At 65.8% G+C, this 11,949-nt stretch carries 11 protein-coding genes; 8 read left to right on the top strand and 3 right to left on the bottom strand.

The features are described from left to right. Positions 1-2: 2 nt before the first annotated feature. The 7 genes from LSQ66_RS22520 to LSQ66_RS22490 all read left to right on the top strand — a co-directional run bounded on the left by LSQ66_RS22520 (position 3) and on the right by LSQ66_RS22490 (position 7,482). Positions 3-404, top strand: coding sequence for a MerR family transcriptional regulator (locus LSQ66_RS22520; RefSeq protein ID WP_231767398.1), 402 nt, complete (start codon positions 3-5; stop codon positions 402-404). Between the two features lie 105 nt (positions 405-509). Beyond that, entirely contained in the window at positions 510-1,694 is a 1,185-nt protein-coding gene (locus LSQ66_RS22515; RefSeq protein WP_231767397.1) for an isovaleryl-CoA dehydrogenase, read from the top strand. Between the two features lie 46 nt (positions 1,695-1,740). After that, a complete protein-coding gene (gene aceK, locus LSQ66_RS22510; protein WP_231767396.1) occupies positions 1,741-3,552 on the top strand; it encodes a bifunctional isocitrate dehydrogenase kinase/phosphatase in 1,812 nt (603 codons plus the stop codon). After that, positions 3,549-4,748 carry an acetyl-CoA C-acyltransferase gene (locus LSQ66_RS22505; RefSeq protein ID WP_231767395.1) on the top strand — a complete coding sequence of 400 codons (1,200 nt, stop codon included), beginning with the start codon at positions 3,549-3,551 and terminating at the stop codon, positions 4,746-4,748. Before aceK ends, LSQ66_RS22505 begins: the two co-directional genes overlap by 4 nt. A 2-nt stretch (positions 4,749-4,750) precedes the next feature. After that, positions 4,751-5,419: an SDR family oxidoreductase gene (locus LSQ66_RS22500; RefSeq protein ID WP_231767394.1), complete on the top strand. Its 669-nt coding sequence runs from the start codon at positions 4,751-4,753 to the stop codon at positions 5,417-5,419. A 148-nt stretch (positions 5,420-5,567) separates the two neighbouring features. Further along, positions 5,568-6,695 carry an acyl-CoA dehydrogenase family protein gene (locus LSQ66_RS22495; RefSeq protein WP_231767393.1) on the top strand — a complete coding sequence of 376 codons (1,128 nt, stop codon included), beginning with the start codon at positions 5,568-5,570 and terminating at the stop codon, positions 6,693-6,695. Positions 6,696-6,801: 106 nt separating this feature from the next. Continuing rightward, positions 6,802-7,482 (top strand): response regulator, encoded by a 681-nt coding sequence (locus LSQ66_RS22490; RefSeq protein ID WP_231767392.1) that lies wholly within the window; start codon positions 6,802-6,804, stop codon positions 7,480-7,482. Between the two features lie 6 nt (positions 7,483-7,488). Here LSQ66_RS22490 and LSQ66_RS22485 read toward each other — a convergent pair whose 3' ends face one another. The 3 genes from LSQ66_RS22485 to LSQ66_RS22475 all read right to left on the bottom strand — a co-directional run bounded on the left by LSQ66_RS22485 (position 7,489) and on the right by LSQ66_RS22475 (position 10,402). Beyond that, complete coding sequence (locus LSQ66_RS22485) at positions 7,489-8,187, bottom strand: hypothetical protein (protein WP_231767391.1); 699 nt, start codon at positions 8,185-8,187, stop codon at positions 7,489-7,491. Position 8,188: 1 nt separating this feature from the next. After that, complete coding sequence (locus LSQ66_RS22480) at positions 8,189-9,097, bottom strand: MipA/OmpV family protein (protein WP_231767390.1); 909 nt, start codon at positions 9,095-9,097, stop codon at positions 8,189-8,191. A gap of 66 nt (positions 9,098-9,163) precedes the next feature. Next, on the bottom strand, positions 9,164-10,402 hold the full coding sequence (locus LSQ66_RS22475) for a protease complex subunit PrcB family protein (protein ID WP_231767389.1): 1,239 nt from the start codon (positions 10,400-10,402) through the stop codon (positions 9,164-9,166). A 130-nt stretch (positions 10,403-10,532) separates the two neighbouring features. Here LSQ66_RS22475 and LSQ66_RS22470 point away from each other — a divergent pair, with 130 nt between their 5' ends. Then, the gene (locus LSQ66_RS22470; protein WP_231767388.1) at positions 10,533-11,840 is read left to right on the top strand and encodes an ATP-binding protein; all 1,308 of its coding nucleotides are present in this window, start codon (positions 10,533-10,535) and stop codon (positions 11,838-11,840) included. Positions 11,841-11,949 lie beyond the last annotated feature (109 nt).

The following is an 11,949-nucleotide window of genomic DNA, read 5'->3' as shown; positions in this document are numbered from 1 at the left end:
CCATGCCGACCTATACCATCACCGAACTGGCGCGCGAGTTCGACATTACCGCCCGCGCCATCCGCTTCTACGAGGACCAGGGCATTCTCAGCCCCTCGCGCGAAGGCGCCGGGGGCCGCAACCGCGTCTACACGCCGCGCGACCGCACCCGCCTCAAGCTGACCCTGCGCGGCAAGCGCCTGGGCCTCTCGCTCTCCGAGATCAAGAGCCTGGTGGACATGTACGAGTCGCCCAAGGACACGGCCGCCCAGATGCACCGCTTCCTGGGCGTGCTGGCCCAGCACCGCGAAACCCTGGAGCAGCAGCGCGAGGATATCGAGATGTCCCTGGCCGAAATCGCCTCCCACGAGGAGGAATGCCGCCGCCTGCTGGCCGCCGCAGGGGAAGGCGCCTCGGCCGCCTGAGGGTGCCCGGGCCTGCGCCCGGGCGGAATCTGCTTTACGTTTACGTTAACGTCACATAGGCGTATCATTGCCACTCCACCACTCCTATAAAAGAATGAGGACGACATGCTCCATCTCCCAGGCCTGACTTTTGACCATGGCGAAGACATCGCCGCGCTGCGCGAGGCCGTGCAGCAGTTCGCCGCGGCGGAGATCGCGCCGCGTGCCGCCGAGATCGACCGCAGCGACCAGTTCCCCATGGACCTGTGGCGCAAGATGGGCGAGCTGGGCCTGCTGGGCATTACCGTGGGCGAGGAGTATGGCGGCGCGAACATGGGCTACCTGGCCCACATCATCGCCATGGAGGAGATTTCGCGGGCGTCGGCCTCGGTGGGCCTGTCCTACGGCGCGCACTCGAACCTGTGCGTGAACCAGATCAAGCGCAACGGCAACGAAGAGCAGAAGCGCAAATACCTGCCCAAGCTGATCTCGGGCGAGCACGTGGGCGCGCTGGCCATGTCCGAGCCGAACGCCGGCTCCGACGTGGTGAGCATGAAGCTGCGCGCCGACTTCAAGGGCGACCGCTTCGTGCTGAACGGTACCAAGATGTGGATCACCAACGGCCCGGACGCCGACACCCTGGTGGTGTACGCCAAGACCGACCTGGAAGCCGGTCCGCGCGGCATGACCGCCTTCCTGATCGAAAAGGGCTTCAAGGGCTTCTCCATCGCCCAGAAGCTGGACAAACTGGGCATGCGCGGCTCCCACACGGGCGAGCTGGTGTTCGAGAACTGCGAAGTGCCGGTGGAAAATGTGCTGGGCGGCGAAGGCAAGGGCGTGAACGTGCTGATGTCCGGCCTGGACTTCGAACGCACCGTGCTGTCGGGCGGCCCCCTGGGCATCATGCAGGCCTGCATGGACGTGGTGGTGCCCTATATCCACGACCGCAAGCAGTTCGGCCAGCCGATCGGCGAGTTCCAGCTGATGCAGGGCAAGATCGCCGACATGTATTCGACCATGATGGCGTGCAAGGCCTATGTCTACGCCGTGGGCCAGGCCTGCGACCGCGCCACCTCGCCCGAGCAGGTGCGCGCCCTGCGCAAGGATGCGGCCGGCGCAATTCTGTATAGTGCCGAGAAGGCGACGTGGATGGCGGGCGAAGCGATCCAGACCCTGGGCGGCAACGGCTACATCAACGAATACCCGGTGGGCCGCCTGTGGCGCGACGCCAAGCTGTACGAGATCGGCGCGGGCACGAGCGAAATCCGCCGCATGCTGATCGGCCGCGAGCTCTTCGCCGAAACCAAATAAGCGCCCCTCCCGCGCAGGCGGGAGCGGTGGCGTTAGCGGGGATTCGATGACCCAGGCCTTTCCGAAATTGCTGTCGTCCCAGATCGCCTTCGATATCGCGCGGACGATACGCGATGGCTTCGACAAGCACTATCGCCTGTTCCGGCTCGCCAGCCAGCAGGCGAAAGGCCTGTTCGAGCGCGGCGACTGGGCCGTGGCCCAGGAACAGGCCCGCGAACGCATCGGCTATTACGACAAGCGCGTGCAGGAGTGCGTGCACCAGCTGGAGGACGAGTACGAGCCCTCCGAACTCACCGACGAAGTGTGGCGGGAGTGCAAGCTGCACTACATCGGCATGCTGTCCGGCCACAAGCGTCCGGAGCTGGCGGAGACCTTCTTCAACTCCGTGTGCTGCAATATCCTGCACCGCAGCTATTTCCACAACGAGTTCATTTTCGTGCGCCCCGTGGTCTCCACCGAGTACATCGAGACCGAGGAGCTGGCGCCCACCTACCGCGTCTACTACCCGGCGGCGGACGGCATGCACTTCACGCTGAAGCGCATTGTCACCAACTTCCAGCTCGACGCGCCCTTCGCCAACCTCACGCGCGATGTGCAGCAGCTGGAGCAGCGCGTGAGCGATTTCTTCGGCGACGAGCTGGCGCCCAATGCGCAGTTCCAGATACTGTCCAGCCTTTTCTACCGCAACAAGGGCGCCTACATCGTGGGCAAGGCGATCAGCGGCGACCAGGAACTGCCCTTCGTGGTGCCCATCCTGCACAACCGGAACCGGCAGCTGGTGCTGGATACGGTGCTGCTCTCCTACCAGCAGATCGAGATCCTGTTCTCCTTCACGCGCGCCTACTTCCTGGTCGACATGGAAGTGCCGTCCGCCTATGTGCAGTTCCTGCGCACGCTCCTGCCGCGCAAGCCGCGCAGCGAGATCTACACCATCCTCGGCCTGCAGAAGCAGGGCAAGGCGCTGTTCTACCGCGACTACCTGCAGCACCTGAAGCACTCCTCCGACCTGTTCGAGGCGGCGCCCGGCATCCGCGGCCTGGTGATGCTGGTGTTCGCGCTGCCGTCCTTCCCTTATGTGTTCAAGGTGATCAAGGACTGGTATCCGCCGCCCAAGGACACGACACGCGCCCAGATCAAGGAAAAATACCTGCTGGTGAAGCACCACGACCGCGTGGGCCGCATGGCCGATACGCTGGAGTATTCGGACGTGGCTTTCCCGCGCTCGCGCTTCTCCGAGGAGCTGGTGGCGGAGCTGAAGCACTTCGCGCCCTCGCTGGTGGAGGAGGACGGCGAGCAGATCGTGATCCGCCACCTGTATATCGAACGCCGCATGACGCCATTGAACATCTGGCTTTCGAACGCGGAGCAGGCGGGGGACGATGCCGCCATCGAAGCGGGCATCATCGAATACGGCAACGCGATCAAGGACCTGGTGGCCGCCAATATCTTCCCCGGCGATATGCTGTACAAGAACTTCGGCGTGACGCGCCACGGCCGCGTGGTGTTCTACGACTACGACGAGATCGAGTACATCACCGACTGCCAGTTCCGCCGCATTCCCGCGCCGCGCAACGAAGAGGACGAGCTGTCCGCCGAGCCCTGGTACCCGATCGGCAAGCACGATGTCTTCCCCGAGCAGTTCGGCCGCTTCCTGCTCGGGAACGCGAAGATCAACAAGTATTTCATGAAGCACCACGCCGAACTCCTGACGCCCGAGTGGTGGCAGGAGCGCAAGGAGCGCATCCAGCGCGGCGTGGTTGAAGATGTATTCCCGTACCCGCAGCGGATACGGTTTTCCTGCCAATACGCAGCATCCCCGGCGCCGTCGGCGCCGACCTTACCGGAGACTATCAAATGAACGATCCAATCGTAATCGTGGGCGCAGCGCGCACTCCCATGGGCGCCTTCCAGGGCGACTTTTCCAGCCTGAGCGCGAACGACCTGGGCGCCGTGGCGATCAAGGCGGCCGTGGAGCGCGCCGGTATCGCGGCGGACGCCGTCGAACACGTCTACTTCGGCAACTGCCTGATGGCGGGCCAGGGCCAGGCTCCCGCGCGCCAGGCGCTGCTGAAGGCGGGCCTGCCGACGTCCACCGGCGCCGTGACCCTGTCCAAGATGTGCGGTTCGGCCATGCAGGCCGCGATCTTCGCGCATGACACCCTGGCCGCTGGCAGCGCCGACGTGGTGGTGGCAGGCGGCATGGAGTCCATGACCAACGCGCCCTACCTGATTCCGAAGGCGCGCGGCGGCTACCGCATCGGCCACGGCATGATGTTCGACCACATGATGCTGGACGGCCTGGAAGACGCCTACTCGCGCGACGAAAAAACCGGCGGCGGCCGCTCCATGGGCACCTTCGCCGAAGAATGCGCCACCCAGTTCAAGTTCACCCGCGAAGCGCAGGACGCCTACGCCATCGAATCCGTGAAGCGCGCGCAGGCCGCGTCGGCCAACGGCAGCTTCGACTGGGAGATCGCTCCCGTGACCGTATCCGGCCGCGGCGGCGACACCGTGATCGCCAAGGACGAAGGCCCGGGCAAGGCCAAGCTGGACAAGATTCCCGCCCTGAAGCCCGCCTTCAAGAAGGACGGCACCATCACCGCCGCATCCTCCTCCTCCATCAACGACGGCGCCGCGGCGCTGGTGATGATGCGCGAATCGACCGCCAAGAAGCTGGGCGCGAACGTGATCGCCCGCGTGGTCGGCCACGCCACCAATGCCCTGGCCCCGGCCCAGTTCACCACCGCGCCGGTGGGCGCCATCCAGAAGCTGTTCGCCAAGAACGGCTGGAAGGCGGGCGACGTGGACCTGTTCGAGATCAACGAAGCCTTCGCCGCCGTGCCGATGGCCGCCATGCATGAACTGGACATCCCGCACAGCAAGGTGAACATCCACGGCGGCGCCTGCGCCCTGGGCCACCCGATCGGCGCTTCCGGCGCGCGCATCATCGTGACCCTGATCGGTGCGCTGAAGAAGAGCGGCGGCAAGCGCGGCGTGGCGGCCCTGTGCATCGGCGGCGGCGAAGCCACCGCTGTCGGCATCGAGCTGGTGTAAGCATGCCCACCGCACTCGTCATCGGCGCCTCGCGCGGCATCGGCCACGAGCTGGCGATCCAGTACCTGCAGGCGGGCTGGCGCGTCATTGCGACAGCGCGCAAGGCTGCCGACTGCGACGCCCTGATGGACCTGGGTGCGGAATCGCACACGCTGGACGTCACCAACGTGGAAGCGGTGGCGGCGCTGGGCTGGAAGCTCGACGGCGAGCGGCTCGACGTCGCCATCCTGAACGCGGGCGTCTACGGCCCGCGCCAGGACGGCTTTCCCATGCAGTCGGACTTCGACCAGGTGATGCACACGAACGTGCTGGCGGCGATGCGCCTCCTGCCGGTGCTGGCGCCGCTGGTATGCGCGGCGCGCGGCAAGCTGGCCGTGCTGTCCTCGCGCATGGGTTCGCTCAGCGAGCGCGGCAACCCGACCGGTTCCCTGTACCGGGCCAGCAAGGCGGCCCTGAACTCGGTGCTGATCGACACCGCCCTCACCTTCGGCAGCCGCGGCGCCACCTGTGTCGCCCTGCATCCGGGCTGGGTGCGCACGGCCATGGGCGGGCCGGGCGCCGACATCGCAGTGGAAGACAGCGCCGCCGGCATCCGCAAGCTGCTGGCCGAGCTCCCCGCCTCCGAGAAAGCCCAGTTCCGCAACTACGACGGCAGCCCCATCGGCTGGTAAGCAGCAATACAGTCCAGCCCGTGTCCAAATCTGGTGCCAGGGAAGATTTTTGGACACGGCCTCAGCCCTAGCTAGTTACAGCCGAGCTCGTGTCCACATTTCTTCCCTGGCACCAGACTTGGACACGGGCTCATGAATAGAGAGAGACATGATTTTAAGTGAAGAGCATCAGATGATCCGGGACGCGCTGCGCAGCTATGCGCAGGAGCGCATTGCGCCAAACGCGGCGCGCTGGGATAAGGAACACTATTTCCCGAAACAGGAGCTCAAGGAGCTCGCCGCCCTCGGCGCCTTCGGCGTCGCCGTGCCCGAGGAGCTGGGCGGGGCGGGGCTCGACTATGTGTCCCTTGCCCTGGTGCTCGAGGAGATCGCCGCGGGCGATGGCGGCACCTCGACCATCATCTCCGTGAATAACTGCCCCGTGTGCAGCATCGCCATGATGTATGCGAACCCGCAGCAGAAGGAGCAGTGGCTGCGCCCCCTCGCCCAGGGCGAGATGCTGGGCGCCTTCTGCCTCACCGAACCCCACACCGGCAGCGACGCCGCGGCCCTGCGCACCACCGCCACCCGCGACGGCGACCATTATGTGCTGAACGGGGTGAAGCAGTTCATCACGTCGGGCAAGTACGCGGACGTGGCCATCGTCATGGCCGTCACCGACAAGGCGGCCGGCAAGAAGGGCATCAGCGCCTTCTGGGTGCCCACCTCCACCCCCGGCTATATCGTCGCCGGCCTGGAGCAGAAGATGGGCCAGCATTCTTCCGATACGGCGCAGATCCTTTTCGAGAATTGCCGCATCCCGGCCGAAAATCTGATCGGCGAGGAGGGCATGGGCTACAAGATCGCTCTCTCGGGCCTGGAAGGGGGCCGCATCGGCATCGCTTCCCAGTCCGTGGGCATGGCGCGCGCGGCCTTCGAGGCGGCCCTGAAGTATTCCCAGGAGCGCGAGAGCTTCGGCCAGCCCATCTTCAACCACCAGTCGGTGCAGTTCCGCCTGTCGGAGATGGCGACCCAGATCGAGGCGGCGCGCCAGCTGATCCTGCACGCGGCGTCGATGAAGGACGCGGGCCTGCCCTGCCTGAAGGAGGCCGCCATGGCCAAGCTCTTCGCTTCCGAAATGGCCGAGCGCGTCTGCTCGGATGCCATCCAGGTGCACGGGGGCTACGGCTATGTGTCCGACTTCCCGGTCGAGCGCATCTACCGCGATGTCCGCGTCTGCCAGATCTACGAGGGCACCAGCGATATCCAGAAGCTGCTGATCGCCCGCGCGCTCTGATTGTCCCGGGGTTTGTCCCGAAACTGTATCTAATTGTCCGCAATCAGTTGGCTTTGTGCATTTTTGGTCATTGCTCTTATACAATAGACACCGAAGGAGAATGCGCATGTATCAAGTGATGCTGGTGGAAGACGATGCCCGCCTGGCCGACCTGGTCACGGAGTATCTCGCAGGGTATGAGTTCAAGGTGGATGTGGTCAGCCGCGGCGACGAGGCTGTGGGCCGCTTCAAGGCGGCGCCGCCCGATATCGTGGTGCTGGACCTGATGCTGCCCGGCCTGGACGGCATGGTGGTCTGCCGCCAGCTGCGCGACCTGAGCGAGGTGCCCATCCTGATCATGACGGCGCGCGAGGATTCCTACGACGAGGTGTCCCTGCTGGAACAGGGTGCGGACGATTTCATCAACAAGCCCGTGCAGCCGCGCGTGCTGCTGGCCCGCCTGCGGGCCCTGCTGCGCCGCGCACAGAACAAGCAGCCGAGCGACATGCTGGTGTTCGGCAACCTCTCCATCGCCACCAGCGACCGCACCGTGACCTGGCGCGGCGAGCCCTGCGTGCTGAGCAATACGGAATACAAGCTGCTGCTGGTGCTGGCCGAATCGGCAGGCACCGTGCTCTCGCGCGACGCCCTGCTGAAGAAGATGCGCGGCATCGAGTTCGACGGCCTGGACCGCTCCATCGACAACAGCATCTCCAAGCTGCGCCGCAAGTTCGACGACGCCGAGTCGGAGAAGATCAAGACGGTGTGGGGCGAGGGCTACCTGTTCTCCCCCTCGGCCTGGGGCTGAGCCGCTTTATTCGATCACCGGCGCAATCGCGACCGGCGCCTGCTGGCTGATCACCTGCACCCGCTCGGGCCAGTCGGCAAAGCGGTACACCATTACCCGGAAATCCTTGTTCGCCTCGCCGTCGAAGGCGGCGCCGTCGTTCGGCGCCAGCCCGGACTCGCGGTCCGGATCGCGCACGCGCACGGAGGCGTCGCTGCGTTTGGGGAAGGCGAAGCGCACGCCCACGCAGCGCCGGGTGTTGTAGCCCGCGTCCGTATAGCGCATGTACTGCAGCGCCTGGTCGCAGGCCGTGCGCAGGTCGGCCGCCTCGTACACGCCGTCCAGGCGCGGCACGATGGAGAGGCGGGGCTGGAAGCTGAACTGGCTGATCTTGCGGTTCAGCACCAGCATGGCGTTCTCGTCGTAGGCTGCCTTGAGCAGGGGGAAGCTGGTGCGTCCCGTGGCGTCGAGGGGCAGGCTGAGCTGGGTGGTCTTGCCGCTCAGGGTCAGGCGCAGGCCGTCCAGGGTGGCGCCGGGGTCGCGCGGGATGACCTGGTAGTGGTTCTGCAGGAAATTCTTGGCCTTGCCGTATTTCGCGAACAGGACCATGCTGCGGTAGGCATCCCGGTAGCTGACCCAGCCCGCGTCCTGCGCCTGCAGGGCGCAGCTGTGCACCGCCAGGCCAAGGCCCAGGAGCACGGAGAGGAGTCGGACGGTCGTCGGCATGTCAGAAGCGGTAAGCCAGCGCAGTGGATACGGTGTAGTTGGTGGGCCGCTCGACGAGCGGGCTCTTTTTTGCATCGCCCAGGTAACGGGTGGCCTGGAGGCCGCTCGTCAGCATCCAGGAGGGGCTGAAGCACCAGTTCCAGCGCACGCCGGCCCGCACATCCTGCAGGCCGCCGCCGGGCGCATAGACCGGGTTGATGCTCTGGTCGGCCTCTTCCTGCAGCACGCCGAAATAGGTCGCGCTGTAGGCCCGGTTGACCAGGGTGACGCCGGCCGACAGGGCCAGCGTGTGGTTGGGCGCCGGCTCCAGCGCCAGGCGCTGCAGGGCGAAGTGGGCCAGCAGGCCGCGCCGCGCATTGCCCGCGCCATACAGCAGTTTGCCCGTCGCCCGCCATTGCGGGGACAGGTAGACATTCAGGAAGCCGCCGCCCACCACCCGCGGATGCACCACGAACATGCCCTCCAGCCGGTTCATCGTGGGCGGATCTTCCTCATAATCCCCGTCGTAGCCGTCGTCCAGCAGGGACTCGCCTGCCGAGCGGCGCGGCGGCAGCGTGTCGATCGGGCTGCCCGAACCGTCGTTGACGGAGCCCAGGCGGAACTGGTGGTAGCCGGAGGCCGTGCGCCCGGGCGCCAGCGCCAGCAGCGGGCCGTATTCCAGCCAGGGCTGCTGCGACAGGTGCAGGCCGGCGCTCATGCCGGATACGAAGAGACCATTGCTCCACTGAAACTGGATCACGGGCAGGGGCGTGCTGCGGTGGCCGCTCGCCCCGTCGTAACGGGGGGCGGACTGCACGCCCAGTCCCAGGTACATGTCCCGGCTTCCGTCAGGCATGGGATTTGCGGCCGGGGTCTGGGCCAGGGCCAGCTTGCAGATTCCGGCCAGCGCCAGCACGCAGAGTCTTGACATATTGACACTCAGAAATATCGAATGTCTGCCATTCTATCCGGCTTGGCGTCCGCGCGTCAGTTGCGATCACGAAACCGTACGCACCGCCACCTCGACCGGGTCATCGCTGCGCTCGATCATGATGAGGTGCGCGGGCGAGGTAATCTGCTGCGTGCAGACGGCGCCGGGCGCAGGCAGGCGGTCGATGCGGGTGACGTTGATCACCCGGCCGCTACGGTAGAGATTACTCAGCGTGGTGGAATAACAACCATTGGGTTTGCTGCCTGCAAACACGGCCACCACCATGAACTTGTTGAAGTCCACCACGGGCTCCGGCAGGGCGGGCACGGCGTTGCGCTTGTGCTGGGCCCACAGGGCCGACCAGGTGGCCGCATCCTTCACGATGGCGGTCTGGGCCTTGGTAATGCCCGAGTTATTGTCCAGGTCCAGGCTGCTGAAAGGCAGGTGTTCGGGGGTGATGCTGACGAACTCCACGGCGCCATCGCTGCGGTCCACCACGGCCAGGCTCATGGGCGCGGTATTGGCCTGGGTGCAGATCGCAATGGTCATCAGGGTGCTGATCTCGTATTCCACGGTCATCTGGCGGCCTTCCACGGCCGCCTTGGTGATGGCCACGGAGCGGCAGCCCGTCGGCTGGGCGCCCGTGAAGACGCCCACCACCATTTTGCGGGCGAAATCGATCTTCGGCAGGGGTTCGGCCGGGCTGCGGCCCAGGAAATGGGCGTTCCACAGGCGCTCGAAGCTGGCCGCGTCGCGGATGACCACGTTCTGCTTGAGGGTCACGCCGGAGTAGTCGTCCTGCAGCAGGGACTCGAAGGGCACGGGGCCGGGCTTGGGCAGGAAGCTCAGCACTTCCACCTGATGGCTGGCGCCCAGGCCCAGGTCCGCCTCTTCGCGGTGTTTGGAGATGGTATCGAACATGCTGCGGAAGCTTTCATCGGTGCAGCTGGTGCGCGGTCCGGCGATGGTGTCGCTGCTGGCGCACAGCAGTTGGCCCGGGGTCAGGCCGTAGAGGGTGAGGCCCTCGGTGTTGTCGGCGCAGCTGCCGGCGCGGTCCCACAGGACCTGCTTGCCGTCGATGACGTAGAGGCGGTTGCGCAGGTCGGCGCACTGGCCTTCCTTGGCCAGCGCCACGAATTCGTCGCGCGCCGGGGCGCCCGGATGGGGCTCGCCCACGGCGATGCCAGGACTCCCGCCCGCCGTCTGCGGCGCAGCCGGGGCTGCCGTACCGCCGCCACCACAGGCGGCCAGGAGCAGAGCCCCGATCAGCGGCAGGGCGTTAAAGACGGGTTGAAATTTGCTCATGAAACACTCCTGTGATCAGACTATTCATCTTAGACAGCGCACCGTAGCCAATCCACCGCCAGATGTACCCTTTTTGTCATAAATTTGTCTAGGCAGGTTTTGGCCAGACTTGTTCTTATACAATGGCAACATGAACCGCCTGTTCTTCCGCTTCTTCATCCTCGTGATGCTGTCGATCAGCGTGGCTGCGTTCATTGTCTATTTCACCATAAACCGGCTCTTCGGTGATCCCCTGGAAGCGATCGCCCGGCGCCAGGCCGCGGCCCAGATCTTCCTGCTCGAGCAGTACGTGGACCAGGCCCCGGCCGACGAATGGCTGGACCGCCTGAACAAGATCCGCGAAGTGTCGGACGTGCGCATCGACCTCGTGCCCCTGGCCATCGCGCGCAAGAGCCTGCCCGAGCAGGAGCGCGACGCCTTCGAGCGGGGCGAGGTGGTGATCGACATCCCGCACAAGGCCCTGTTCCGCCGCGTGGACCTGGCGGGCGACAAATACATCGGCAGCAACGAAGAGGCCATCCATGCCCAGGACCTGCCCATCGACATCGGCGTCGCCCTGCAGGTGGAGGCGGTGCGCTACCTCATCGTGGCCCTGGCCCTGCTCATTCCCATCGGCTTTTGGTCGCGTTCCCACTGGAAGGGCTTACAGGTCCTGATGCGGGTGGCCGACAAGTTCGGCGCCGGCCAGCTCAAGGCGCGCGCCCAGATGCAGCCGGGCGACAGCATCTATCCCCTGGCCGAGCGCATCAACCACATGGCCGACCGCATCGAGACCCTGCTGGAATCGCAGCGCAGCCTGCTGCATTCGGTTTCGCACGAGATCCGCACCCCCATCGCCCGCCTGGAATTCGCCTTCGAGCTGCTGTACGACACGGTGCAGCGCGACCAGGTGCTGCAGATGCGCATCGGCGGCATGCAGGGCGACCTGATCGAACTGAAGTCGCTGGTCAACGAGCTGCTGGGCATGGCCCGCATGGACAGCGACGCTCCCCTGCGCTACGAGACCTTCGACGTCACCGAGGCCCTGCGCAGCTGCGCCAACTCCCTGCCTCCCTCCCCTGTGTCGCTGGACGTGGCCGTGCCGGACGGCATGGGCACCTACTACGGCGACCAGCGCCTGCTGCAGCGGGCCACGGGCAACCTGCTGCGCAACGCCCAGAAGTACGCCAACGCCAAGGTGGCCCTGTCGGCCACGCGCAAGCTGGGCGGCGTCACCATCGTGGTCGAGGACGACGGCCCCGGCATTCCCGAATCGGAACGCGAAAAAGTGTTCGAACCCTTCTACCGCCTGGACCGCAGCCGCGATCGCAGCACGGGCGGCTTCGGCCTGGGCCTGTCCATCGCCAGCAAGGCCGTCAACCTGCACGGCGGCGCCCTGAAGGTCGATACCTCCCCCCTGGGCGGCGCCCGCTTCACCATTACCCTGCCCGCCGCCTGAGGAATTACCGCGCGTCATGATGGCGCTTGAGCGAACTCAAGCGCCCCCTGCCTTCGCGCTGGCGGCGCCGCCGCGATAAGCCCACTATCTCCTCTGGTCACTGTCAAAC

Origin of the sequence: Massilia endophytica (genome assembly GCF_021165955.1) — a bacterium.
GTDB classification, from domain to species: Bacteria; Pseudomonadota; Gammaproteobacteria; order Burkholderiales; family Burkholderiaceae_D; genus Rugamonas; species Rugamonas endophytica.
This window is presented reverse-complemented; position numbering and strand designations above follow the sequence as displayed.

Coding starts and splice junctions, on each gene's coding strand:
- LSQ66_RS22520 (WP_231767398.1), top strand. CDS start 3: ATGCCGACCTATACCATCACCGAACTGGCGCGCGAGTTCGACATTACC.
- LSQ66_RS22515 (WP_231767397.1), top strand. CDS start 510: ATGCTCCATCTCCCAGGCCTGACTTTTGACCATGGCGAAGACATCGCC.
- aceK (WP_231767396.1), top strand. CDS start 1,741: ATGACCCAGGCCTTTCCGAAATTGCTGTCGTCCCAGATCGCCTTCGAT.
- LSQ66_RS22505 (WP_231767395.1), top strand. CDS start 3,549: ATGAACGATCCAATCGTAATCGTGGGCGCAGCGCGCACTCCCATGGGC.
- LSQ66_RS22500 (WP_231767394.1), top strand. CDS start 4,751: ATGCCCACCGCACTCGTCATCGGCGCCTCGCGCGGCATCGGCCACGAG.
- LSQ66_RS22495 (WP_231767393.1), top strand. CDS start 5,568: ATGATTTTAAGTGAAGAGCATCAGATGATCCGGGACGCGCTGCGCAGC.
- LSQ66_RS22490 (WP_231767392.1), top strand. CDS start 6,802: ATGTATCAAGTGATGCTGGTGGAAGACGATGCCCGCCTGGCCGACCTG.
- LSQ66_RS22485 (WP_231767391.1), bottom strand. CDS start 8,187: ATGCCGACGACCGTCCGACTCCTCTCCGTGCTCCTGGGCCTTGGCCTG.
- LSQ66_RS22480 (WP_231767390.1), bottom strand. CDS start 9,097: ATGTCAAGACTCTGCGTGCTGGCGCTGGCCGGAATCTGCAAGCTGGCC.
- LSQ66_RS22475 (WP_231767389.1), bottom strand. CDS start 10,402: ATGAGCAAATTTCAACCCGTCTTTAACGCCCTGCCGCTGATCGGGGCT.
- LSQ66_RS22470 (WP_231767388.1), top strand. CDS start 10,533: ATGAACCGCCTGTTCTTCCGCTTCTTCATCCTCGTGATGCTGTCGATC.